This is a genomic window from Fructobacillus tropaeoli (genome assembly GCF_016860625.1).
Taxonomy (GTDB): Bacteria; Bacillota; Bacilli; order Lactobacillales; family Lactobacillaceae; genus Fructobacillus; species Fructobacillus tropaeoli.
In genome coordinates this window covers 41,496-64,251 of record NZ_BOJU01000006.1, presented here as the reverse complement: position 1 = coordinate 64,251, position 22,756 = coordinate 41,496, and the positions used below count along the sequence as shown (strand labels likewise).

Annotated in this window: 26 protein-coding genes; 20 read left to right on the top strand and 6 right to left on the bottom strand. The window is 45.2% G+C overall.

The annotated features are described in order from the left end of the window. Nucleotides 1-43 precede the first annotated feature (43 nt). The 4 genes from FT12353_RS08185 to relB all read left to right on the top strand — a co-directional run bounded on the left by FT12353_RS08185 (nucleotide 44) and on the right by relB (nucleotide 2,590). Nucleotides 44-1,000: an AEC family transporter gene (locus FT12353_RS08185; protein ID WP_203619375.1), complete on the top strand. Its 957-nt coding sequence runs from the start codon at nucleotides 44-46 to the stop codon at nucleotides 998-1,000. A gap of 187 nt (nucleotides 1,001-1,187) precedes the next feature. Beyond that, the gene (locus tag FT12353_RS08180) at nucleotides 1,188-1,799 is read left to right on the top strand and encodes a DUF5067 domain-containing protein (protein ID WP_059394134.1); all 612 of its coding nucleotides are present in this window, start codon (nucleotides 1,188-1,190) and stop codon (nucleotides 1,797-1,799) included. A gap of 125 nt (nucleotides 1,800-1,924) precedes the next feature. Beyond that, complete coding sequence (locus FT12353_RS08175) at nucleotides 1,925-2,119, top strand: hypothetical protein (protein ID WP_059394133.1); 195 nt, start codon at nucleotides 1,925-1,927, stop codon at nucleotides 2,117-2,119. A gap of 177 nt (nucleotides 2,120-2,296) precedes the next feature. Next, complete coding sequence (relB, locus tag FT12353_RS08170; RefSeq protein WP_203619374.1) at nucleotides 2,297-2,590, top strand: type II toxin-antitoxin system RelB/ParD family antitoxin; 294 nt, start codon at nucleotides 2,297-2,299, stop codon at nucleotides 2,588-2,590. 99 nt (nucleotides 2,591-2,689) lie between these two features. Here relB and FT12353_RS08165 read toward each other — a convergent pair whose 3' ends face one another. Then, the gene (locus tag FT12353_RS08165) at nucleotides 2,690-4,051 is read right to left on the bottom strand and encodes a threonine/serine exporter family protein (RefSeq protein WP_059394131.1); all 1,362 of its coding nucleotides are present in this window, start codon (nucleotides 4,049-4,051) and stop codon (nucleotides 2,690-2,692) included. A 168-nt stretch (nucleotides 4,052-4,219) separates the two neighbouring features. Then, entirely contained in the window at nucleotides 4,220-4,993 is a 774-nt protein-coding gene (gene rpiA / locus FT12353_RS08160) for a ribose-5-phosphate isomerase RpiA (protein WP_308438135.1), read from the bottom strand. A 150-nt stretch (nucleotides 4,994-5,143) separates the two neighbouring features. Between rpiA and FT12353_RS08155 the strand changes: the two genes are divergently transcribed. From FT12353_RS08155 to lepB, 4 genes are all read left to right on the top strand, one after another. Then, nucleotides 5,144-5,659 carry a hypothetical protein gene (locus FT12353_RS08155; protein WP_059394130.1) on the top strand — a complete coding sequence of 172 codons (516 nt, stop codon included), beginning with the start codon at nucleotides 5,144-5,146 and terminating at the stop codon, nucleotides 5,657-5,659. Between the two features lie 114 nt (nucleotides 5,660-5,773). Next, complete coding sequence (locus FT12353_RS08150) at nucleotides 5,774-6,709, top strand: ribokinase (protein WP_059394129.1); 936 nt, start codon at nucleotides 5,774-5,776, stop codon at nucleotides 6,707-6,709. 44 nt (nucleotides 6,710-6,753) lie between these two features. Continuing rightward, a complete protein-coding gene (locus FT12353_RS08145) occupies nucleotides 6,754-7,068 on the top strand; it encodes a hypothetical protein (protein ID WP_059394128.1) in 315 nt (104 codons plus the stop codon). 48 nt (nucleotides 7,069-7,116) lie between these two features. Continuing rightward, complete coding sequence (lepB, locus tag FT12353_RS08140) at nucleotides 7,117-7,746, top strand: signal peptidase I (RefSeq protein ID WP_059394127.1); 630 nt, start codon at nucleotides 7,117-7,119, stop codon at nucleotides 7,744-7,746. Between the two features lie 252 nt (nucleotides 7,747-7,998). Here lepB and FT12353_RS08135 read toward each other — a convergent pair whose 3' ends face one another. Next, nucleotides 7,999-9,657, bottom strand: coding sequence for an alpha-keto acid decarboxylase family protein (locus FT12353_RS08135; protein ID WP_059394126.1), 1,659 nt, complete (start codon nucleotides 9,655-9,657; stop codon nucleotides 7,999-8,001). A 106-nt stretch (nucleotides 9,658-9,763) separates the two neighbouring features. Here FT12353_RS08135 and FT12353_RS08130 point away from each other — a divergent pair, with 106 nt between their 5' ends. Then, nucleotides 9,764-10,174, top strand: coding sequence for a MarR family transcriptional regulator (locus FT12353_RS08130; RefSeq protein WP_059394125.1), 411 nt, complete (start codon nucleotides 9,764-9,766; stop codon nucleotides 10,172-10,174). Between the two features lie 354 nt (nucleotides 10,175-10,528). Here FT12353_RS08130 and FT12353_RS08125 read toward each other — a convergent pair whose 3' ends face one another. Together FT12353_RS08125 and FT12353_RS08120 are read right to left on the bottom strand one after the other, a co-directional pair. Next, nucleotides 10,529-11,038, bottom strand: coding sequence for a hypothetical protein (locus tag FT12353_RS08125; protein WP_148666526.1), 510 nt, complete (start codon nucleotides 11,036-11,038; stop codon nucleotides 10,529-10,531). Nucleotides 11,039-11,357: 319 nt separating this feature from the next. Continuing rightward, entirely contained in the window at nucleotides 11,358-11,906 is a 549-nt protein-coding gene (locus tag FT12353_RS08120; protein ID WP_059394122.1) for a YbhB/YbcL family Raf kinase inhibitor-like protein, read from the bottom strand. A gap of 98 nt (nucleotides 11,907-12,004) precedes the next feature. On the opposite strand from FT12353_RS08120, the gene FT12353_RS08115 reads away from it, so the two are divergent. The 4 genes from FT12353_RS08115 to FT12353_RS08100 all read left to right on the top strand — a co-directional run bounded on the left by FT12353_RS08115 (nucleotide 12,005) and on the right by FT12353_RS08100 (nucleotide 14,223). Next, nucleotides 12,005-12,499, top strand: a complete 495-nt coding sequence (locus FT12353_RS08115; RefSeq protein WP_203619373.1) for a DUF1440 domain-containing protein — start codon at nucleotides 12,005-12,007, stop codon at nucleotides 12,497-12,499. A 192-nt stretch (nucleotides 12,500-12,691) separates the two neighbouring features. Next, nucleotides 12,692-12,994, top strand: coding sequence for a helix-turn-helix transcriptional regulator (locus FT12353_RS08110; protein WP_059394120.1), 303 nt, complete (start codon nucleotides 12,692-12,694; stop codon nucleotides 12,992-12,994). A 16-nt stretch (nucleotides 12,995-13,010) separates the two neighbouring features. After that, nucleotides 13,011-13,691: an HD domain-containing protein gene (locus FT12353_RS08105; RefSeq protein WP_059394119.1), complete on the top strand. Its 681-nt coding sequence runs from the start codon at nucleotides 13,011-13,013 to the stop codon at nucleotides 13,689-13,691. Between the two features lie 16 nt (nucleotides 13,692-13,707). After that, on the top strand, nucleotides 13,708-14,223 hold the full coding sequence (locus FT12353_RS08100; RefSeq protein WP_203619372.1) for a GNAT family N-acetyltransferase: 516 nt from the start codon (nucleotides 13,708-13,710) through the stop codon (nucleotides 14,221-14,223). A 96-nt stretch (nucleotides 14,224-14,319) separates the two neighbouring features. On the opposite strand, the gene zwf is transcribed toward FT12353_RS08100, so the two are convergent. After that, complete coding sequence (zwf, locus tag FT12353_RS08095) at nucleotides 14,320-15,780, bottom strand: glucose-6-phosphate dehydrogenase (RefSeq protein WP_168778607.1); 1,461 nt, start codon at nucleotides 15,778-15,780, stop codon at nucleotides 14,320-14,322. 236 nt (nucleotides 15,781-16,016) lie between these two features. Here zwf and FT12353_RS08090 point away from each other — a divergent pair, with 236 nt between their 5' ends. The 7 genes from FT12353_RS08090 to rplI all read left to right on the top strand — a co-directional run bounded on the left by FT12353_RS08090 (nucleotide 16,017) and on the right by rplI (nucleotide 22,755). Next, nucleotides 16,017-17,243: an MFS transporter gene (locus tag FT12353_RS08090; RefSeq protein ID WP_203619371.1), complete on the top strand. Its 1,227-nt coding sequence runs from the start codon at nucleotides 16,017-16,019 to the stop codon at nucleotides 17,241-17,243. Between the two features lie 6 nt (nucleotides 17,244-17,249). After that, nucleotides 17,250-18,623, top strand: a complete 1,374-nt coding sequence (locus FT12353_RS08085; protein WP_059394115.1) for a Na+/H+ antiporter NhaC family protein — start codon at nucleotides 17,250-17,252, stop codon at nucleotides 18,621-18,623. 196 nt (nucleotides 18,624-18,819) lie between these two features. After that, the gene (gene rpsF / locus FT12353_RS08080; protein ID WP_059394114.1) at nucleotides 18,820-19,116 is read left to right on the top strand and encodes a 30S ribosomal protein S6; all 297 of its coding nucleotides are present in this window, start codon (nucleotides 18,820-18,822) and stop codon (nucleotides 19,114-19,116) included. Nucleotides 19,117-19,147: 31 nt separating this feature from the next. Continuing rightward, on the top strand, nucleotides 19,148-19,672 hold the full coding sequence (ssb, locus tag FT12353_RS08075; protein WP_047974918.1) for a single-stranded DNA-binding protein: 525 nt from the start codon (nucleotides 19,148-19,150) through the stop codon (nucleotides 19,670-19,672). Nucleotides 19,673-19,702: 30 nt separating this feature from the next. After that, complete coding sequence (gene rpsR, locus FT12353_RS08070) at nucleotides 19,703-19,966, top strand: 30S ribosomal protein S18 (protein ID WP_047974917.1); 264 nt, start codon at nucleotides 19,703-19,705, stop codon at nucleotides 19,964-19,966. Nucleotides 19,967-20,185: 219 nt separating this feature from the next. Further along, nucleotides 20,186-22,219: a DHH family phosphoesterase gene (locus FT12353_RS08065; protein WP_059394113.1), complete on the top strand. Its 2,034-nt coding sequence runs from the start codon at nucleotides 20,186-20,188 to the stop codon at nucleotides 22,217-22,219. An 83-nt stretch (nucleotides 22,220-22,302) separates the two neighbouring features. Continuing rightward, entirely contained in the window at nucleotides 22,303-22,755 is a 453-nt protein-coding gene (rplI, locus tag FT12353_RS08060) for a 50S ribosomal protein L9 (protein ID WP_047974915.1), read from the top strand. Nucleotide 22,756 lies beyond the last annotated feature (1 nt).

Genomic DNA, 22,756 nt, shown 5'->3' with positions numbered 1-22,756 from the left:
GGGGCTGTAATGATCAGGCACCACCCGTAGAAGGGAGTTTTTTATGGCATTTTTGAATTCAATTGAAAGTGTTGTGACAATCATCTTGATGATTGCCCTTGGTTTTATTTTGCGCCAGCGGGGCTGGTTTGCTGATAGTTTTGCCGGGAATATTTCCCGCTTGATTACCAATATTGCCTTACCGGCATCGATTTTTGTGTCGGTCTTAAAGTTTTTGACACGTGATAAATTAGTGTCCTTGTCTGGAGGATTGGTTTACGCCTTCCTCTCATTTGCCATCAGCTATCTAGTTGCCTACATTTTGGCTTATGTTTTCAAGGTCCGTCCTGGCCGCAAAGGGACGTTTACTAACGTTGTCGTCAATGCCAATACTATCTTTATTGGTTTGCCCTTAAATGTGGCGCTCTTTGGAAATCAGGCGTTGTCTTATTTCCTGGTTTATTATGTCATGAACACGATTTCAACCTGGGCCATTGGTGCTTTGATTATTGCCAATGATAGCCCGGATAAGGGACAAAAGGCCTTTAATTGGAAGAAACTTTTGCCCGCTCCATTGATTGGGTTCTTGGTGGCCTTGGTCTTCTTACTTTTGGCCATTCCAGTTCCTGATTTTGCAACGTCAACACTGACTTACGTTGGTAACTTGGTCACGCCATTGTCCCTGATTTACATTGGGATTGTCCTTTCGGATGCTGGCTTAAAAAGCATTCACTTTGACAAGGACACGGTTGTTGCCTTAGTTGGGCGCTTTATCTTTGCACCGGCCGTTATGTTGACACTGTTGGTCTTTGCCGGCGGCTTTTTGGGTCACTTACCACACCTTGAAGCTCAGACTTTGGCAGTGCAAGCTGCCACGCCGGCTTTGGCTGTTTTGCCAATCTTGGCCAATGAGGCCAATGGCGACGTGAAGTACGCCACGAACGTCGTCACCACATCAACCATTCTCTTTGTGGTGATTGTGCCTGTCGTGAATACCATTGCGACAATGCTCTTTAAATAAGATATCTTTCGGTAAGAAAACCCGCCTTTCTCAGTTTTGAGAGGGGCGTTTTTTTGATTGGTTAAATTTTAAAATTAATAAAAAAGGCGTCAAAAAGGTGAACGGTAGCGAAATATTCTAAATTAATGTAGAATGTTTATAATGCTTTTTTAGAAGTAGACCAGTTAAAAGTCGAGAGGAGATGTAAATGTTTAAAAATAAAAAGAGGTTCGTGTCCATATTTGGTTTTGCTATTGTGGCGGTAACTACTTTTGCTATTGTCATAAGTACAACATCTAGTAAGAATAAGGACACGGCTGATTCTCGTTCTGAAGCAAAGTCGTCCAGTAAAAGTTCGTCTAGTGATGACTCAAAGTTTGATGGGTACACTAATACAGACTCATCAAACGGTTGGTGGTTAAACGATTCAACTTTTAAAGCGGGTAATTTGAGGTTTGATTTTGGAAAATCAGAGGTTGTTACTGGTACAGATAAAAGTAAAATTCTTGTGATTCATGCTAAGATGTCCAATGTTTCACAGAAAAATATTGATTCTGTTGAAATTTATCCAGACGCTATTTGGGCAAAACAAAAGTCAGATAATCAAGAAGTAGATCTTACGAACGTCGATAACAAGTTGCCAGAGAATAGTGCTGCTTTCCAGGAAGCACAGAATTTCCATAAGCAGCTTTTACCTGGTCAGTCGACAGAAGTTGTAATTAACTTTGAGCTGGTAAACGATAGCCCGGTTACGGTTCACTTTGTCGGTGCAGATGTTGGCCAGGAATTAGGACAAAAGACATTTACCATCAAAAAGTAACTATTTTTGACTGATGGATAAAAATACTTGCTTGTATCAAACTGTTGCTATTCGTATAGATAGTTACAGTTTTTTATTTTAAAATGGTAGAAAATATTTTATGAGTGTTTAAGTAAGGAGAAGCTGTGCTAGAAAAATTTCGTCAATATCATCATTTTATTTTATTAGTGATTTCATTGGGCATTTTCGCAAATGCTGTTATTAGTGTCTTTACTAATAAATATGAATTTGCAAGAATGATTTTCGCTATTATTTTGGCTATCATAGCGACAATCAATTTAATTGCCCAACGTTCGCATCAAGATCATCGTAAAAAATAATCGTATAAAAAGTCCTTGGACCTGATAGCATCAGGATTAAGGGCTTTAATTTTTTAAAAATACAATTTGTTTAGTAATAAAAATCACGGTTCACATACCTGCCGTGAATCACATGATTAGCTAAAAAACATTGCATAATAGATATGCCCATGTATCTGAATATCCACAAGAAAGGGAATGATGATGTTAATAAAAAATCAGCAATTTAGTTTTCATACAAATGATAAGCTACTCGCCAAGGCTCAAAAGATTGCAGCTGTCGAACACCTTGATATGGCCACCATTTTAAATTCAGTTTTGGAAAAGATGGTTGCTCAAGGTGATGTACCTACTGATTTTGTGGACGAAAAATATAATCGTCGGGATAAAATCATCCAATCTTTGTATGATGAAATCGAGCAAGCGTATCAGGACTACAAAAATGGCCGTGTAACAGGAATTGGTCAGACATTTTCTAAGTATGGTTTATAAGGCGGTACTGCACTAAACATTCAAACGAAGTAAAAGGACTGGCCCTGATATTTTATCAGTGTCAGTCCTTTGTGCTCTTCAATGGCGATAGTAAAAGTGTTAATCCACCATCCGCCATCTCTTATCCAGGATAAACCGGGCTACGAAAAGGCCGAAAGGCAGAAAGAGCATGATTAGGAGGGCCTTGGTCAACCATTCAGCACCTGTCCCCACGTTGTTGAGTCCGAGGTTATAAACGCCGCGGTAGATGTAGAGCCCTGGGACCATAATTACGATGGATGGTACGGTCAGGGTAATCCGAGGGTACCGCAATTTCTGATTTACCACGGAGGCCAATAGGCCAGCTAGCAAGGCGCCAATAAAGGCAGCCGCTGCTGGTGGACAGTGGACGAGTTCCACTAACTCTAATCGGGTGGTGTTGGCAACGGCGCCAATCAGGCCAGCGGTGATAGCCATCTTCTGCTTGGAATTAAACATCATCGAGAATCCGTAAACACCAGCAATTGAGGCCAACAGGCGCAACGCAATCAATGGGTAAAGAGACAGTCCCTGTGGCAAGAAGTTTTGTGGTTTGAAGCCAAAGCCGAGGGCTAGGAGCCAACCAATAAAGGTTGCCGTGATAATCGTCGTGAGGGCAAAGGTTAAGCGCTCCAACCCAGACCGCATATCGTTTTTCGTGATATCGAGGATACTGGTGATATAGGGGAAGCCGGGGATGACAAAGAGCATGGCGCCAATATAACCGGCTTCATGGGCTGAGGTATTGGGCAAAAAGAGACCTAAAAATTGCAAGGACAGGAAATAAGCCAGGCAAGCAACGGCCACACCCAGTGTCGTGGTAGCGACGGAGGTCCAGTGACGTTTTCCCAAAAGCTTACGGGTGAACTGTCCTAAGCCGGCGCCAACAAAGCAGCAGATCATCTCAATCAAACCACCACCGAGCAGAAAAATAAAGCCGGCACAGGCCAGTCCGGCTGCTAAACCAGATTGGTAAGGCTGGTAGTTGCCGGGTTCTTTTTTAATTGCATCAAGTTGCTGGTGGATAAGGGCCGGCTTTTGGTCGGCATAGTCACTGGCAAAGCGTTGGACAAAGTCCTGGAGCTGAGTCAACTTGTCGGTATTAACCCCCGAGCTGGCAAGCGAGAGGCTTTCGGTAAACGATTCCACCCCGTCAAAGCAGGTGACTGTGAGGGAGGTAAAACCAATGTCGGCGGAGCAAGTCATTTGGAGCGCTCTGGCCACGATGTTCATGGCATCGCGAACCCGCCAGGCACCTGTTCCAGAAGAAAGAAGTAAAAGGCCGACCCGGCCAACAATTGAGGCCCGTACCCGCAGGGATGCCTGACGGGCGGGCACTTGATCATTTTCAATCACCTTTTCCCAGCGAATCGCCATGTGGTGGTGGAGGCGTTCGGGGTGGACGGTGTCTTCGATGGCAGCTTGTGTGGTGGGAGTCGTCATGGTTCTTTATCCTTCTCATGAACTTTTTAAAACAGAGTCAATATAAGTTATATGATAGGCCTTTTAAATCAGCATTTCAAGGCGGTTTGAAGCGGTTTTAGAAGCTGATTTCACACCGAAAAAGCGACAAAAAAAGTCCGACAAATCTGCCGGACTTTCTGTTTGAAATTATGAGTGAGTTAATTGATCTTTGTAAATGGATTGGCCAGTATTACCAACCAACAAGACATCACAAATATCGATAAAAAGACCGTGTTCCACGACACCGGTCAAGGCCTTAAGGTCCCGGGCCAACTGGGGCAAATCCTCTTGACCAGTGATATCAACGTCGATGATGTAATTACCAGAATCAGTCGTCAGGTAATTACCATCCTCTTGTTGCCGATAAACGGGCTTTAAATCACGGGTTTTAAGGTAGTTAAATACATGGTGGACACCGAACTTCACCACTTCCACAGGAAGGCGGTAAGATCCCAAGCGTTGGTGCTGCTTGGAAGAGTCCACGACCCAGATATTCTTGGTTGAGTTCGTGGCCACAATCTTCTCGAAAAGAAGAGCGGCACCACCACCCTTAATTCCGTTCAAGTTGCCATCGACTTCATCAGCCCCATCAACGGTCACATCGATGCGGTCTACGGCATCGATATCAACAACCTTTAAACCGAAACCAAGGGCGAGTTGAGAAGTTTGGACGGATGTGGCTACGCAGGTAATGTCCATTTGTTCTTCATGGGCTTTTTTGGCCAATAAATCAATAAAGATTGAGGCCGTTGATCCCGATCCCAGGCCAACAATCGCCTGGTTGGGAATCAACTCGACGGCCATTTGGGCCGCTTTTACTTTGTCATCATTCACGTTCGATCCTCCAACAACCGGCAAGGAATAGTCATTACTTTTATTATAGCAGAAATGGCCCTTAAACCAATTGTTACTTTCACGCATTTTGCCCTTTTTGCTTGAAAAATCAGCGGGGTGCAGTACTTGGTGGTTTTTGGAGCGGCCATGGCCTTGCTTAGGCCACCATGTTAGTATGGTAGAAGAATCTAGATAAAGGTTAGCCAAGTTGATTTTGGCTAATTTGAGGAGCAATCAGTGAGTAAAAAAGCAAAAATAATTTACCTAATCTTAGCTATCCTAGCGGTGGTTGAGATTATCGCCTTGGCAGTCTTGCCCCATGTCTTTGGTAACAGCCAAGACAAGCAACCAAGCGTCAAACTGAGCCAAAGCCAGGCAAAAACGGCCGGAACAAATGCGGATGACTTGATGAAAAATCTTTACCAGTGGTCCAACGATGAGGAATACGCGAATAACAAGCAAAATATTATTAAAAATGATGTGACGAATGCCAAAGTGATTAATAAGGTGATGCCGGACGACGACAGTCAAAGCCAGATTAATTCAACCAAGCTCCAGTCAACTTACGAGGGCTCGCAGGCCTTTCAGAAGGGAAATACGGCCGGCGATATGACGATTGAGGTCAAAAGTACCGTGACGAAGTCCGGTGAAAGTACGAAGAGTACGATTGTCGATGCTTATCAGGCCCACTATGATCCAAAATCAGAACGATTTACAAAGCTGATTTATCAAGGGCAACAAAAGACGACTTAATGGGCGTACCCTTTTATCGGGAAAAGTCTGCAATGCAGGCAGAAAAACGGGTTCTTTTCTTGTAAAATAGTAGAAGGAAAGTGAAGTAACTGACGGCTGCGAAAGGATTTCGTCATGGTCAAGAAGACAACAATTATCGGTTCAACTAATTTGGATAAGGTTACCCGGGTGCCCCGGCTAGCCAATAGTGGAGAAACGCTCTCAACGCCCCAGCACCAAGAAGAAGTCATGGGTGGCAAGGGACTTAACCAGGCGGTGGCAGTTGCCCGCGCTGGTGGTAAAGCCAACTTTATTACCAAGGTTGGTGCCGGCTTTGATTTAGCAAGCCGGGTCCAAGAGGATGGTTTGAACCTTGACTATGTTTTGGAATCCCAGGATGCCGAGACAGGCCAGGCCTATATCACGGTTTCTAAGGCCACTGGTGATAATATTATTTATGTTTATGAGGGAGCCAACGGTCAGCTCTTAGCTAAGGATGTTTGGGACCAACGGGCCGCCTTTGAGGATGCAGCCTTTTGCTTGGCCCAGTTGGAAATTCCATTGGAAACGGTGCTCTCAGCCTTTAAGGATGCGCACACAGCCGGGGCTGTAACGGTTTTGAACCCAGCACCGGTGCCCGACCAAGAAAATTTCCCCAAGGAATTGTTGGCGGAAAGTGATTTGGTAATTCCCAACGAGCATGAGGCGGAATTGCTGACCAATATTCCGGTCACGGACCGCGAGTCTTTGATTCAAAATGCTGATTTCTTCTTCAAGGCGGGCGTTAAGCACGTGTTGATTACCCTGGGTGATAAGGGTGCCTTTTACAAATCAGCCGACGGCAAGGAAGTCATGGTCAACGCCATTAAGACCACCGCTATCGATACCACGGCAGCCGGTGACACCTTTATTGGAGCCCTCTTGTCACGCTTGGTGCCATCCTTTGCCAATATCGAAGGCGCCATCAAGTACGGCGTGGCGGCGGCTTCTTTGACGGTTGCCCAGCCGGGAGCCATGCCATCCATCCCATTTGAGGATGCGATTTTGGCGCAATTACCAAAGACTAAGTAAAATGTAAAACAAGGCGAAAGAAGTAAGGAAGGAGGCTCTTAGCGTTGAAAATTGCTGAGATGAACCTAACGAGAAAGGATTACTGGGTCTCGGTCCAGGAAGAGGTTGACTCTGGGGCTGAAGCCACTCAACCACCCGTGTTGGATTACCGGGTCCTGGCCTTTTCCTTTGAGAACAACCTGATTATTGACTGGCAGAAGGCATTTCCTGGCCCTAACCCGACGGATATCGTTCCTGATTTATACATGGATTCGGACTTAAAAGACCTGCATTTGGCGCACGGTATCTATCATTTTGATACAAACGGGCGAACAAGTGATAAAATCTATCATATAACGATTAATACGGTGCGCTCCTGATTTTTTGTTCAGGACTACATAATAGTAAAATCAATTAAGGAAATGAATATGAAAAAATTTTTGAGCTTTCTTTGGAATTGGATTGCTCCAATTGCTTTTGGTATTGCAGTTTATTTGGTCATAACCACTTTTTTGGTGAACGTCGTGACCATCAATGGTGATTCGATGGCGCCAAACTTGTTAGATGAGCAAAAGGTTTTGGTGACTAAGACCCATGAAGCCAAGCGCGGGGATGTCATTGTTTTTGATGCCCGGAAGGAAGATCCGCGAATCCAGGCCGGCAACAAGGACTACGTTAAGCGTGTGATTGGTTTGCCTGGTGACACGGTTGAATACCGTAATGGTGACCTGTACGTCAACAATAAGAAGGTCAACGAGTCCTTTATTTCATCAGACGAACAGCAGACCGGAACGGAAGCTAGCTTCGGTTCGACTTGGTCGCTTGGTACGCTTTCTTCAACGGGTATGTGGAAGAAATCAGACCAGGGAAAGACGGTTGTTCCCAAGGATGCTTACTTCGTGCTTGGTGATCACCGTTCTGTTTCAAACGATAGTCGTTACTTTGGTTTCGTTTCCAAGGAACACGTCGTGGGTCGTGTAATTGTGCCCTTCTGGTATAGTGACACCGTCAAGAAGAACGTTGAAAAAGAACGTAATCACTTCTTTGCTACTAATTAAAAATAATCAGCCGTTTGGCAGGATAAAACGAGCAATGCCGAAATTTGAACCAATAAGTTTCGTAGTTGTGAGCCAAAAAATCTGCTGAACGGCTTTTTTGCGCCCACAATTGTGGCTTAAGTGGTGGCGATTGATTTTAAAAGTGGCATCAAGTTTTAATAACTAAAAAAGCACCCCCTTTGCCGAAGCGAAGGGGGTGCTGATTTTATATAAGCAATAAGCAGAAAAGTAAATTGGTGAGGATAATGAATCTTAGTGGTTTTGAGCTTCGAAACGGATACCAGTTTCAATCAACTGAGCAGGAGCGTCCTTCATGCCCATGTTGGCCTGAACGATGACCATCTTGTCAGTTTCTTGGTCGGCCTTCTTCATGGCGGCAATCAATTCTTCTTCAGTTGAAACTTCGATGAAGTCGTATTGGTCGTCGCTGGCACCAAAGGCAGGAGCAATCAAGTCATAACGGTACTTTGGTACATCGTTATAAGGTTCGTTCATACCGTGAATAACACGTTCAACCGTGTAGCCGGTGTTTTCAATAATGAACAAAACAGGGTTCAAGCGTTCCTTCAAGGCCAAACCAAAGTCTTGGATAGTCAATTGAAGGGAACCTTCACCAGTAGTCAAGACGGCACGGCGGTCAGGGTTAGCCAATTGAGCACCAATAGCTGCTGGGAAGGCGTAGCCAATTGATCCCCACAATGGTTGGCCGAAGAACTTAGCACCGCTGGCCAAGTTTTGACTTGCCAAACCGAAGAAAGAGGTTCCTTGTTCAGCAATCAAAGTCTTGTTGCCGGTGATGAAGTCTTGCAAGGCTCGGTCATAGAAGGCCTGAGTCAAAGGTTGGTCGCTAGCCTGTAGAGCAGCGGGTTCTGCTGGCTTTTCTACAGCAGGCAAGGCCAAGTTCAAATCAGTTGTGGCCAAGCCTTGGATAGTGGCAACAAAGTCAAAGTCTGCTGGCAAAGATTGACCAAAGATTGTGCCACGGCGTGTGGAGAGCGTGATGGTTTGGCTGTCATCGAATTCCTGCGTGAAGCCACCAGTAACAGAGTCGGTCAACTTGGCACCCAAGACAAAGACAACATCTGCATCAGCAACGAAGTGATTAATTGATTCGTCAGAAATTGTTCCGTTGTAAGTACCAACGAAGTTGGCAAAGCTTTCATCAACGGCTGCCTTACCAAGGCCAAGATCGACAACGGGGATGTTGTTCTTCAATGAGAAGTCTTGAACAGCTTGGCCCAAGTTAAAGCGATCGATTTCGTGTCCAACAACAATCACTGGGTGGCTAGCCTTGGCTGCGGCCTGCTTGATTGCTGCGATTGAAGCAGGAGCTTCTTGCTTTGTTGTGGTGAACAAAGAGCTAATACCTTCCTTTAGGGCAGGGTTAACGGGAGCGTTGACCAAGTCACTTGGCAAAACAAGGTAAGCAGGCTTCTTTTCATTAGCAATGTAAGTCAACGTTTCATTGATCTGATCAATGGCGTGATCTTCATCCAAGACGGTTGTCTTGATGCCCAATGTTTCGTGAGCCTTGATGAAGCGGTCGAAGTTGCTATCACCAAAGGTATGGTGAACTAATTTACCAGCGCGTTGTACGCCGTTTGTTGGGGCACCAACAATTTCCAAAACAGGAACGTGTTCGGCGATACTTCCGGACAAACCGTTGATGGCGCTTAATTCACCAACACCGAAGGTTGTCACAAAGGTCGCAAAACCTTTTTCGCGAGCATAGCCGTCAGCCATGTAAGAGGCATTCAATTCGTTGGCATTGCCGACCCATTTCATATCGTTACGATGGGTGATATGGTCCAGGAATTGGAGGTTGTAATCACCGGGGACACCGAGAATCTCGTCGCCACCCATGGTTTTGATTACATCCAAGAGATAATCTGATATAGTATATTCAGTCATAAAAGTTCTTCCTTTCTTTTAGGTCAATTAACTTTACCTATAACAAGAACTATAGACCCTGTTTTTAATTATGTCAACCTAATTGACCTAAAAAGGAGGATTCCCTTTGGAAATCGATCAAAAATTACCAACAATCTTCTTTGCCTATCAGGAATTTGCTTCACTGGTTGACCTCTCGCAATACGATTTAACCAAGAACCAACACCGGATGCTCTTTATTATTTCTTCCTTAGAGGACGTCAGCATCAAGAAAATTTTGGTCCTCATTGGCATCTCCAAGCAAGCTGCCAACGTTGCCATCCGCGATTTAATGGATAAAGGCCTGGTGACAGAACATCGGTCGACGGTGGATAAGCGCGTCAAATATTTGCAGTTAACCCCAGCAGGCCTTGCCCTTAATGATCAAATCAACTTGGAACAAAAACGTCTCCTGGACCGCTATTTTGATGAGGCAAACGGCGATTGGGAAAAGGCAATGACGAAGCTGGCGCAAAAGTACCTGGACAGGGTGGAATAAAATACAGTAAATTGGAGTACGCATTGAAAACTAAATTGAAACAATATGTATCGATTTTTTTGATCATTGTCTCTTATAAGTTTTTAATAGTCGGTTTGGTTGATTTTATTTATTCACATCAGTATGATTGGACCAACTATTTGCTCGATACGTCTGGTTTGCTATTGTTCTTTATTTTAATCGATATTGTTTATAGAACGATTATTAGTATCTTTAGCAAGCGTTAGAAAATAAAAAATTTTTATTTTTAGTTAGTGGAAAAGTTATCCTTTTTAATACAAGAAGTACAAATCAAGCAAAAAAAGGCCAGTCACCGATAGCATATCGGCGACTGGCCTTTTAGGTCTTAGATTTTTACTTGCTCTGGTCGTTCTTGTCTTTTTTGCTACGAGACCACCAGTGCTTTTTTTGCTCGTCTTCCATTTCAATTCGTTGAACACGAGAGGTAACCTTGTCTAACTGTGACAGGGTTGCCATTTGAATATGTTGTTGCTGGTCAACGGTTGTTTGCGTTTTTTCCAGGTTCTGTTCGGCCTTTTCCAAAGTCGACTTTAAGGTATCGATGTGCTGTTTGCGATCATCGAGTTGTCGGTCCTTATAGCCAAGCTGGGATTCCAACATTTCCAGACGCATCTTTAAGATTTCGATTTCAGCCTCGCTATCAATGTTTAAATCAGCAAGAGCAGACTCTTTGGCGGGCTTTAACGCCGTTAATTCTTCTTCGGTATACGTGCCGTTTAAATCAATCCCGCGCATCTTAGCTCGTTGAAAGAGCGTTTCACGCTCGATGCCCAAGAACAGTGTTAGTTCGGCAGTCGAGGTGAAAGTATAGTAATCTTTCATATTTTCGCGTTTAATTTTCAACAGACAATCCTCCGTTTGTATCTTAAATACCAGGATATAGAACTTGTTTCCGGGTTGTCAAAAAACGCAATAGTTGATTGACAGCTTTATATGAAAAAGTTTCGCCGAGTACTCCTGAAAAAATCAGGATTTGCAAGTGCCATCCAAGGGTTAAGTATACCAAAGAAAAAAATGACCAGGACAAGCTTAAGCATTTCTTAGACAAAAAATGTGAAACTTAAACTTTTAAAAAGTGTTTTTACGGTGATAATCGTTAAGCTGTGGTCAAGATATCAACAAGCGTCGTTTTCGGTCAGTAGTTGGCTATTGGTGAAAACCACTAGGCTTTGGCTAAGATATCAACGCTTGTATCAGCCAAAATGATGGCTGGATTGTCTTGCTTTAAGTGATGAAGTTCGTTTAAGAAAAATCCGGTTTTCACAGGCAATTTCTCCCTGCAAGCAATCACCATCAGGGTGTAACGGTGGTCATGGTCTGGTGGTACGGGACCGATATAAGTCTGCTTGAGTTTGGAATCTTTTTCTTGAATATAGCGAGAATAAGAGGAATTTTCCCCCTGGACGAAACCATCATTGACAACGTCTGTTTCATGATTAGCAGCGAGTTGGGCTAAGTTCGCTGGTATCGAGACCGTGTCTTGAGTCACCGGGTAGTTGGCAGCTAGCCAATGAATCCAAGGAAAACCCATCACGGGAATTGAATCAAAATCAATGAAAGCCCAGGACAGGTACTTGGTGCCAGCGGGGAGGTCTGTCACCTCAAAGGGAAATGATTGAATGGGGTAGCGACCTGATTTTTCGCTATCGTTGGCAAACTTGCTGTAAGCGTCTGGCAAGTAGCCATCTTCTGTTGTCACTTGAATCTGCATAAATGTGACTCCTATCGTCTTTTTCTGCATTATAACACTGCTTTTTCTAAGGGCAAAGTGTTATGATTAAAAAGAATTATTTGAGGAGAAACAGTTCTATGTTCAACATCATCTTTAACGCAGTTTGGGTCGGTGCCCTTGCTGGTTTGTTTGGCGGCATGGTCCGATTCGGTTGGACGAAAACCCTGCCTCCCCGCAGTCAAATGGCTACGGCAAATGGACCGATTACGGTTTTCTTACAGCAACTTGGTTTAACTAAAAAAGAAGCGCAAAAAAGTCTGACCGTTGCCGGCGACCAGGCTGTTCCGGTCGTTGCCCTCAGTGTTTACTACGTTTACTCGATGCTGGTGGCTATCTTCTTTGTTCTAGCCGCAAACTTTGATGGCCGCCTGACCTATGGGCTGGGCACGATGTTTGGCTTCGTTCTTTGGATCGTGGTTGATATTCTTTTTCTACCAGCTTTTAAGACGATTCCGTTTTTCTGGCATCGTTCTGTTTACGAATTAGCGGTCGAGATGGTCGGTTATTTAATCTTTGGTTGGGCCGTTTACTTGGTGGCTCTTGGATTACCCATTTCTGGTATTTACCTATAAAAATTAATCTTGTTAAAAAGTGCTCCGAATTGCTGAAAAATCAGTATTCGGGGCTTTTTAATTAGCAACGAACCGGCTTTTTCTTGGCGCGATAATCTACGGTGCAAATTTGGTCGTTTTTCGTTACAATAGAGGCAAGAATTTAGTATAGGAATTTTTTGATTACGCTCTTCATTCATTGGAGGACGTAATATGGTCACAAATTTCAACTGGGGACCGTCTGGTGATTTGAAAAAGGTTTTAAGAGACCTTTCTTTTCGCTATCGGCTCCAAAAGAAGATTGCGCACGAACTCAAAGTTGGACGCAAGGAAGCCCATTTGACACAGGTTCAGGTGGCGGATGCGTTGAACATTTGTCAAAGTGCGGTTTCTAAGTATGAGGCGGGGAAGGTCAGTCCTGATTTGACCCTCTTACTGTCTTTTTGCTACCTCTACGGTTGGACATTTGAGGAGTTTTTGCTCCGATTAAACATTCGAACGAAGGGGCGTTTTTGAATAGAAGGGGTATCTAGTGGCAATTAACTTAACGGCGATTCGAAACTTTTCAAGAGAAACATTGCAGGATGACACTTCTGGGCATGATTTTTTGCATGCCAAGCAAGTGGCTCGGTTGGCAGTCACACTCTACGAGGAAGACCATGGTCAGGTCAGTGAACAGGACCAGGCAATTTTGGAGGCCGCGGCCTTGCTTCACGACACCATCGACGATAAGGTGGTGGCGGATGTTGCTGCTCAGGAAGTTTTAGTGGAAGACTTACTTCGTGAGTCTGGGATTGCGCCGATTGGCCAGGCGTTGGTAGCCGAAACAATTACCCACCTCTCCTATTCCGCCAACCTGAAAAAACACTATGACCTTCCCTTATTAGGTCAGTATGTCCAAGATGCTGATCGCTTGGAAGCGTTGGGAGCAATTGGGATTGCTCGGACATTTGCTTATGGTGGGCAAAAGGGCCATCCACTGTATGACCCAGCGATTAAACCAGTGCAACTGCAAACGAAGGACCAATACCGTCACCACCAAACTACTTCTGTTAACCATTTTTATGAAAAGTTATTGAAATTAGCGGATCAATTGAATACGCCGGCCGGACAAGAAGAAGGTCAGCGACGGTCTGCCTTTATGGAAAACTTTTTGGCCGAATTTCAGCGCGAAACAGAGGCGTTGTCGGACCCGGCCTTTCGGGTGCAGTAAGAGAAGGAGTGAATTGATGGACAAAATGAAAGAAGTAACGGTCGCGGATATTGCCGACTTACAGGATATTAGCCGGAAAACATTTGCGGAGACCTTTGCCGATGATAATTCAGCGGCTGATTTAAACGAATACTTGGATACCGCTTATGCTACTGATAAATTACTGGCGGAAGTGGAAAATCCAGAGAGCGAGTTCTATTTTGTCTTTCATGAAGATGAGTTGGCGGGTTATTTAAAGGTCAATTGGGGTTCGGCCCAGTCAGAAGAGCAGGGCGACGGTTCACTTGAAGTCGAACGAATTTACCTCTTGGCTGCCTTTCAACGTCTTGGTTTGGGTCGGCAGTTGCTGGACCAGGTCTTTGACCAGGCGAATGCACTTGGCAATAGTCGGGTGTGGTTGGGCGTTTGGGAACACAATCAAAACGCACTCGCTTTTTACCAAAAAATTGGCTTTACGCCCTTTTCCGACCATGTGTTCCAGCTGGGAACGGATGCCCAGCGTGACATTTTAATGGAAAAAGTTTTAAATTAGCAAAAAGCACTGACCTAAAGGTCAGTGCTTTTTTGTGAACTGATTTTTGTGAAAGAAAAAAAGCCCACTGAAGTGGACTTTCTTAGTTTGAAAAGCTTATTCGCCTCGGAAAACCCAAGCGTCGCCGTTCTTGGCCAAAAGGTCATCAGCGGCTTGTGGGCCCATGGTGTCAGATTCGTAAATTTCAAGCGGTGCCTTGTCGGCAGCGTAGACATCTGAGATGGCGTCGGTAAACTTCCAGGCAGTGGCAACACCGTGCCAGTCAGCGAAGTTTGATCCGTTACCGTCCATGGCATCATGGAGCATCCGTTCGTAAGGTGCTGGCGTAACAGCCTTTTGTTCGGCTGTTGGTGCCCAGTTCAACTTAATCGTTTGAGTGTTGAAGTTGTCAGAAACTTCCTTGGCATTCAATGACCAAGTGATTTGTTCATCTGGTGAAACCACGATTGAAAGCACTGTTTCTTGTGGCTCTTGAGCAGAACCAAATGAGAAGGCACCGGCCTTGAAGACAACGTCAATGCGAGTCGTCTTCTTGGTCATGCGCTTTCCTGAACGGACATAGAATGGCACGCCTTCCCAACGAGGGGTGTTGAAGTGCAATTCACCAGCGATATAAGTGTTTGTCTTTGAATCGGCTGGAACGTCTGGTTCTTGGTTGTAGGCAATGTGACCAGCAGTCTTGCCAGCACCGTATTGTCCACGAACGAAGTAACGGTTGACACCGGCTTCGTCATAAATTTCAAGGGCAGAGAAGGCGGCGTTCTTGGCGTCACGGATGGCGACGTCAGAGAAGTCCTTTGGTTCTTCCATGGCCAACCAACCGATGATTTGCATCGTGTGGTTTTGAATCATGTCCAAGAGGGCACCGGCGGTGTCGTAGTAACCAGCACGTTCTTCGACACCCAACGTTTCGGCCAAAGTAACTTGGACGTTCTTGATGTAGTCCTTGTTCCAGGCGTTGTTAATCAATGGGTTACCAAAGCGCAATGGCGCGATGTTCAAGACCATTTCCTTGCCCAAGAAGTGATCGATACGGTAAACCTGGTCTTCGTTGAAGGCTTCCGTTAATTCGTTTTGGAGCTTTTCGGCCGTTGCATAAGAAGTTCCGAAAGGCTTTTCAATCATGATGCGGTTGTAGCCCTTGTCGGCCAAAAGTCCTTCAGACTTCAAGAACTTCGCGATTGTTCCAAAGAAGCGAGGGGCAACAGACATGTAGAAGATGCGGTTGCCAACAACACCAAACTTTTCAGAGGCGTTTTCGATTTCCTTCTTCAGGCCAACGTAACCAGCAGCATCGGTTACGTCAGAGGCACGGTAAGAAAAGTGGGCGATAAAATCAGCAACCTGCTTTTCGTCTTGACCAGCTGAGATTGATTCCTTGACCATGTCTTGGTATTCAGCGTCCGTCAAGTCCTGACGAGCGGTTCCAACCACGGCGAAGTGTTCTGCCAAGTAGCCCTTTTTATATAAGTTAAAGACTGATGGGTAAAGCAAGCGCTTGGCCAAATCGCCAGTTGCGCCGAAGAAAGTTACTAAAGTATTAAGTTCTGCAACCATAAGAGTCCCCTTTATCTATTTTGCGTTCGTTATTATTATAACGGAAACGAGCAAAAAAATCACAAAAAAGGTCAGAATTGAAAAAACTCTAACCCTTAGAGCCAAAAAGAAGTAAGCACTTACATTTATTTTTCCAAACAAAAAAGTAAGCACTTACATTTAGTGGGTGAAAAAAGCTAAATAACCCAGCATGAAAGAACATTCATGTTATACTAATGTAATAATAAGGAGGGATTATGCAAGTCATTCAAAGCAAAAAATTATCAGAACGCTGGCTCTTAACAGCCAATTTATTCGCCAATACTGGTAATGCCATGATTTGGCCCGTCACAACCCTCCACATGACCGTTTCTTTGGGGCAAGATTTGACGATGTCAGGTGTTGTTATTTTGTTTTCTTCCCTGATGAATATTTTGGGAGCCTACATTGCCGGTAAGCTCTTTGACCGTTGGCGACCTTATCCAACATTGATTGGGGCCAGTTTAATCGCCTTTTTCTCCTTGGTGACCTTGTTCTTCTATAATGGCTGGCCGGTCTTTGCCTTTTTGATGATGACAGCTTCATTTGGGATTGGTTCGGTTAACACGCTGCTTAATGCTTATGCAACGACCGTGACCGGCAAGAACACACGAATTATTTTTAATAATATGTACATCGTCCTTAATGTTGGGGTGGTAATTGGAACCTTAGCCGTTGGCTATCTTTTTGACTACGGTTTCCAGTGGTTAATGCTTTTGGCAGCGACGCTTTTTCTGATTTTGACAGGGATTGCGGTCAGCATTTTTAATGTCAATACGGAAATTGCGCCAGTCATGGATGATGATCAGGCTGAAGAAATCAGTCACGAAGATCATGCAGAACCAATCCTGACGCGCGACCAAGAAGCGGTTAAGGAACCCGCTAAGTTTGAGATGTCACCGTTACTTTGGTTTTTGGCCGCCTTCCTCTTTGTCATTTATCTTTCTTATATGCTGTGGGAAACCGTTATGGCCCCACATTTACGCTCGATTGGGATTTCAACCCGTCATTATGCAGACCTCTGGGTCTTGAATGGCTTGACAATTATCCTTTTTCAAAAGATAATTTCAACTTGGGCAAATAAGCATCCGTATCGTCTCTCGGTAATTACGGGTGGCTTTGTCTTTGCCTCATCATTTATTTTAATGTTGTTTGTTGACCAATTCTGGCAAATTGTTTTGGTTTTTGAGTTACTGACTCTTGGGGAAATGTTGGCGTCACCACAGGTACCAGCCTGGGTTGCCCAGTTAACGCCGAAAGAAGTTTCCGGTCAGGCACAAGGCTTTGTCAGCATTATGATTTCACTTGGACGAATGGTTGGGCCTCTGTATGGAGGGATTATGTTGGACCATGGTTGGTTTAACCCGCTGTTCTTCTCCGTATTTATCGCCATGATTGTGGCAAATGTGGGTCTGTTAATTGTGGCCCGAAAAAAGAAGGAATAGTTTTTTATGCAACGTGAAGTAAACCGTAAATTGGCAGTTGGCCTTCTGGCCGGTGTCATTTTTATTTTGGCTGGGGGCATTATTGGCCTTGGTCTTGCACCAATTGCACCTTTGTTGGTTGCCATTGCTTGGATTATCTTAGTCATGCGACTAGCGGGTGTCACTTTTCAAGACGCGCAGGCTGCCTTGATTAAGGGAATTGAGGCCGGGATTGCGCCTTTGTTCCTGTTCTTGTTGATTGGCTCAATGATTGCCCTTTGGTTGGGGACGGGCGTGATTCCAACCATGATTTGGTTGGGCTTTAAATTAATTAACCCAGCCTGGTTTTTGCCAACGGCGCTGTTAACCTCTGCTTTAGTTGGAACGATGATTGGTTCTGCCTTTACGACGATGTCAACGGTCGGGGTGGCCCTGATGGGGGTTGGAACAACCCTGGGCTTTAACCCAGCCTTGGTAGCGGGGATGATTATTTCCGGTGCTATCTTCGGGGATAAGAGCTCACCATTGGCCGACTCGACTAACTTGGCGGCCGCCGTTTCTGGCACTGATCTCTTCGCCCATTTGAAAAACTTGATGTGGACAACCTTGCCAGCAATGGCGGTGACACTGATTTTAGCCTTTGCCTTTGGCTTCTCTGCTCACCATACAGGTGGGGTTAGCGTGAAGACGGCAGCGGTGACACAGTTGATCCAGCCAACCTGGTGGACAATCGTACCGATTGCCTTGATTCTGATTTCGGCTTTGGCTAAGATTCCGGCTATCCCATCACTATTGATTAACGTGGTGGTCAATACGGTTTACTACCTGTTGTCTGGACACTCTTTGAAGGCCTGGGCGAACTTGGTGGTTAACGGTTACAAGACGCCATCAACGAATGCGACACTGGTTGCCTTGTTGGACCGTGGTGGGATGACTGCGATGATGGAAACCATCATGTTGATCATGTTGGCCTTGGCCCTAGGTGGTCTCTTATCAAACCTTGGTATTTTACGAGCAGTGATGAATCCAATCGTTTCGTACCTGAAGAGTCAAAAGTCCATCGTCTTTGCAACCTTGTTGACGGGGATTGCTACGAACTTCTTAGTGGGTGAGCAATATCTGTCAGTGATGTTACCTGGACAAATTTTTAAGGAAGACTACAAACGCTTTGGCTTGTCGCCATTGGCCTTATCGCGGGCAATGGAAGATTCCGGGGCGATTGCCAATTACCTGGTTCCATGGGGGGTTGCCGGGGCCTTTGCAAGTCAGACGCTTCACGTGCCAGTCTTGTCCTTCGTGCCCTTTACCTTTTTAGCCTTGTTCTCACCGGTCTTTTCATTGCTTTCGGCTTTGACTGGAATCGGATTGCGTCAGGCTTCCCAAGACGAGGTAGCCAAATAAGTTATTTACTCGCTATAAAAAATCAGGAGTCGGTCAGAAATGGCCGACTCTTTTCGTCTAATGAATTAACGGTGGAAAACGATGTTGTGCTTGCAAAAAGGCGCCTGATTTAGTATAGTAAATGGATGTGAGTGCAAAGAATGCACGCACTCCTTGCAGCCGTTTGGTTGCCAGAGACCAAAAGGAGGAAAAATACATGGCTACAGCATACGAATTAACATACATTATTCGCCCTGACATGGAAGCAGATGCAAAAAAGGCGCTCGTTGAACGCTTTGACAAGATCTTGACTGACAACGGTGCGGAAATTATTAAGTCAGCTGACTGGTCTAACCGTCGTTTCGCTTACGAAATCGCTGGTTACCGTGAAGGTACTTACCACGTCATCAACTTCAACGCTGCATCAGACGAAGCAGCAACTGAATTTGACCGTTTGGCTAAGATCTCATCTGACATCTTGCGTCAAATGATCGTCAAGCGCGACGCTGAATAAGACACAATTCCACCGGGAAAGGACCTAAAAGATGATTAATCGAGTTGTTTTAATTGGACGGTTAACCCGTGACGTGGAATTGCGCTATACCCAATCTGGTGTAGCGGTTGGCTCCTTTTCACTTGCCGTGAATCGGAACTTTACCAATGCCAATGGAGACCGTGAAGCTGATTTTATCAACGCCGTTATCTGGCGAAAATCAGCTGAAAACTTTGCCAACTTTACTGGTAAAGGGGCTTTGGTGGCAATCGAAGGTCGGTTGCAAACGCGTAATTATGAAAATAATGCCGGACAACGTGTTTATGTAACAGAAGTTGTCGTTGATAACTTCTCGCTACTTGAATCAAAGGCTGAAAGTGAACGCCGTCGGGCCCAAAATGGGTCTGGTCAAGGTCAAGACTTCTCTGGCAATAGCCAGGACTTTGGTAACGCTGATCCATTTGCAAGCGCAAATCAAAATAACAACCAACAAAGTGGTAACCAGCAGGGGGCCAATCCCTTTGCGGCCAACAATAATTCAGAAATTGATATTTCTGATGATGACCTACCATTTTAATTTTACATCTCATTTGAAAGGAGACAGATTATGCCTGAACAAAACGCACGTCCACAACGTCGTCGCCCACAAGGTGGACCACGCCGTCGTCGTAAGGTTGACTTTATTGCAGCCAACCACATCGAATACGTGGATTACAAGGATACAGAATTGTTGGAACGTTTCATCTCAGAACGCGGTAAGATTTTGCCACGTCGTGTGACTGGAACTTCAGCAAAGAACCAACGCAAGGTTACGGCCGCTATCAAGCGTGCTCGTATCATGGCCTTGTTGCCATTCGTCACTGAAGACTAATGTGCAAGGAAAACCAAGACAATTGTCTTGGTTTTTTTGTTCTAAAAGTCAGCCCTTTGATGGTCGTATGCTCAAAAAGGATTATCACTTTTGCGGTATATGCCAGAGTCGGTCTGACTTTTTTCTTTTGGTTAGCTGGTTAGCTTACTTTTCAACAGTCTTTTGTTCGTATGGTAAAATGTTAGGTAAGTATGTAAGCAAAGAATAGTTGAGGCCTTCATGAAAACATTTTCGAAGCTGCGGGTGTTATCCCGCTTTCAACAAAATAAAACCTTTATGACAGGAACCATTGGCATGTTTATCGTGGCCTTTGTTTCTTTGATTTTGGCGCTTTTAACTAATTGGATCTTAGGGTTAGTTTGGTTTGTGCTCTTGGTGGCTTTTTTTGCTACCATGCTCAAAGGGTTAATCCAGGCCGGTCAATCAAATGAGTCCTACTTAGAGGAGTTGACCTACCGCGTTAAATTAGGCCAACAAGAGGCCATTTTAGAAATGCCGATGGGGATTATCCTTTTGGGTAAGGGGGACCGAATTGTCTGGGTGAACCCCTACCTCCAAAACCTATTGGCTGACCAAGACTTAATTGGCGAAAGCCTGTCGGAGGCAGATGGCGACCTGGCCTTTGCTGTGAAAAATTACGCCGATGATAAGGTTAACCGTTTTTCCTGGCTGGATCGTTCTTTTGACATCGCCTACCAGGAACAGCTAGGGGTTATTTACCTCTTAGATGTGAGCCAAAACGAGGCCTTAAATCGTGACTTAGCGGATCATCGCTTGGTCACCGGACTGGTTTCGGTTGATAACTATGAAGAAGTGACAGAAGGGATGCCTGATTCTGAAACGTCGAAGTTGCGGACTTATGTGACTGGACAGTTGACGGATTGGGCTAAAAAGTACCATTTGTATGTCCGCCGTTTGTCACCAGTGACTTACCTCTTGATGGGTTACCAACGTGACTTGGCGCAGGCAGAAGACGAAAAATTCTCGGTAGTCAAGACGGTTCGTGAAGCAACGGCTCAGCAAAATTCACCACTAACGCTTTCGATGGGAATCGCCTATGGGGAACAGGACATCAATTCTTTGGTCCAATTAGCGCAAACGAACTTGGACTTGGCATTGGGTCGTGGTGGTGATCAGGTGGTTGTGAAGGCAGAAGACATGCCAGCCCGCTTCTATGGTGGAACAACGAATCCGATGGAAAAGCGGACGCGTGTCCGGGCCCGGGTGATTTCACAAACCATTGCCGAATTGATGGATCAGTCTGATCAAGTCTTTGTGGTCGGGCACCAAAGGCCGGATATGGATGCCGTTGGTTCAGCAATGGGACTATGGCGCTTTAGCCAAACACGAGGCAAGAAGGCCTTTGTGGTTGTTAATGAGGGCGAAATTTTTTCAGATATCAAATCGCTCTTGGCGACCGTCCGAGCAGATCAGATGGGCGAAGGGGAGCCTGGTGTTGACCTCGGTGCCTCGATTATTAGCGAAAAAGAGGCGCTTGATTTAGCAACGGAGAAATCATTGCTGATTTTGGTTGACCATGCCAAGGAGGCATTGGATGGCGCACCTGATTTGTTGAAGGACTTGAAGGATCGGGTTGTGGTTATTGATCACCACCGTTTGGCTGAAAACGGCCTGCCTGATAAGCCAATGCTGACTTATATCGAGCCATATGCTTCATCAACGTCAGAGTTGGTAACGGAATTGTTGCAGTACCAGAACCAAAAGGGTGCACCAATTACCGGGCTCGAAGCCACTGCCATGCTTGGCGGGATTCAAGTTGATACGAAAAACTTTGTTTTGCGGACGGGATCAAGAACCTTTGATGCAGCTTCGTATTTGCGGGCCAATGGCGCTGATAATGAGTTGCTCCAGTCCTTCTTAAAGGAAAAGTTCTCGGACTTTAAGGCCCGTGCCGAATTGATTCACTTAGCTGAGATTAACAATCATTCAGCGATTGCGGTTGGCGATAACGATACCGTCTATCAAAGCGTGATTGCGGCCCAGGCAGCCGATGAACTGCTTCAGGTTGAGGGCGTCAAGGCTTCCTTTGTGCTCACAAAGCGTGATGACGGTCGGGTTGGGATTTCAGCCCGGTCAAACGGCGATTTCAACGTGCAAACAATTATGGAAGACCTTGGCGGTGGTGGCCATTTGTCCAATGCGGCCACGCAAATGTCTGACGTGACGACAGACGAGGCTGCTGACCAGCTTTTGCAAGCAATTACCAGTCAAGAAGCGGAAGAAGCTGAATAAAACTTTTGACAATGTTGTCATAAAATCAGTAAGATAAAACAAAGTATTTGGCTCGTGATGAACAAGCCCAAAAGGAGGCAAAGATGAAAGTTGTATTTTTGGAAGATGTTAAGGGTCGCGGTAAGAAGGGCGAAGTGAAGGACGTTCCGGATGGTTACGCCAACAACTTCTTAATCAAGAATAAAAAAGCAGAACCAGCAACTGGGAAAAACCTCGGGGCAGTCAAGGGTCGGCAGAAGGCCGAAGAAAAGTTGGCGGCTGAAGAATTGGCTGAAGCCAAGCAGTTGAAGGAAAAGCTAGAAAACGAAAAGACAGTGATCGAAATCAAGGGAAAGGCCGGTACGGATGGTCGTCTCTTTGGAGCTGTTTCAACGAAGCAAATCGTGGCTGCTTTGTCTGACCAATACAAGGTCAAAATTGATAAGCGGAAGCTACTCTTAAATCAGCCAATTCACGCAATGGGCTTCACCACAGTTCCTGTTAAGTTGCACCGCGATGTGATGGCCGACCTCCGCGTGCACGTTAGCGAGGGCTAAA

Coding starts and splice junctions, on each gene's coding strand:
- FT12353_RS08185 (WP_203619375.1), top strand. CDS start 44: ATGGCATTTTTGAATTCAATTGAAAGTGTTGTGACAATCATCTTGATG.
- FT12353_RS08180 (WP_059394134.1), top strand. CDS start 1,188: ATGTTTAAAAATAAAAAGAGGTTCGTGTCCATATTTGGTTTTGCTATT.
- relB (WP_203619374.1), top strand. CDS start 2,297: ATGATGATGTTAATAAAAAATCAGCAATTTAGTTTTCATACAAATGAT.
- FT12353_RS08165 (WP_059394131.1), bottom strand. CDS start 4,051: ATGACGACTCCCACCACACAAGCTGCCATCGAAGACACCGTCCACCCC.
- rpiA (WP_308438135.1), bottom strand. CDS start 4,993: ATGCGTGAAAGTAACAATTGGTTTAAGGGCCATTTCTGCTATAATAAA.
- FT12353_RS08150 (WP_059394129.1), top strand. CDS start 5,774: ATGGTCAAGAAGACAACAATTATCGGTTCAACTAATTTGGATAAGGTT.
- lepB (WP_059394127.1), top strand. CDS start 7,117: ATGAAAAAATTTTTGAGCTTTCTTTGGAATTGGATTGCTCCAATTGCT.
- FT12353_RS08135 (WP_059394126.1), bottom strand. CDS start 9,657: ATGACTGAATATACTATATCAGATTATCTCTTGGATGTAATCAAAACC.
- FT12353_RS08120 (WP_059394122.1), bottom strand. CDS start 11,906: ATGCAGATTCAAGTGACAACAGAAGATGGCTACTTGCCAGACGCTTAC.
- FT12353_RS08115 (WP_203619373.1), top strand. CDS start 12,005: ATGTTCAACATCATCTTTAACGCAGTTTGGGTCGGTGCCCTTGCTGGT.
- FT12353_RS08110 (WP_059394120.1), top strand. CDS start 12,692: ATGGTCACAAATTTCAACTGGGGACCGTCTGGTGATTTGAAAAAGGTT.
- FT12353_RS08100 (WP_203619372.1), top strand. CDS start 13,708: ATGGACAAAATGAAAGAAGTAACGGTCGCGGATATTGCCGACTTACAG.
- zwf (WP_168778607.1), bottom strand. CDS start 15,780: ATGGTTGCAGAACTTAATACTTTAGTAACTTTCTTCGGCGCAACTGGC.
- FT12353_RS08090 (WP_203619371.1), top strand. CDS start 16,017: ATGCAAGTCATTCAAAGCAAAAAATTATCAGAACGCTGGCTCTTAACA.
- FT12353_RS08085 (WP_059394115.1), top strand. CDS start 17,250: ATGCAACGTGAAGTAAACCGTAAATTGGCAGTTGGCCTTCTGGCCGGT.
- rpsF (WP_059394114.1), top strand. CDS start 18,820: ATGGCTACAGCATACGAATTAACATACATTATTCGCCCTGACATGGAA.
- ssb (WP_047974918.1), top strand. CDS start 19,148: ATGATTAATCGAGTTGTTTTAATTGGACGGTTAACCCGTGACGTGGAA.
- rpsR (WP_047974917.1), top strand. CDS start 19,703: ATGCCTGAACAAAACGCACGTCCACAACGTCGTCGCCCACAAGGTGGA.
- FT12353_RS08065 (WP_059394113.1), top strand. CDS start 20,186: ATGAAAACATTTTCGAAGCTGCGGGTGTTATCCCGCTTTCAACAAAAT.
- rplI (WP_047974915.1), top strand. CDS start 22,303: ATGAAAGTTGTATTTTTGGAAGATGTTAAGGGTCGCGGTAAGAAGGGC.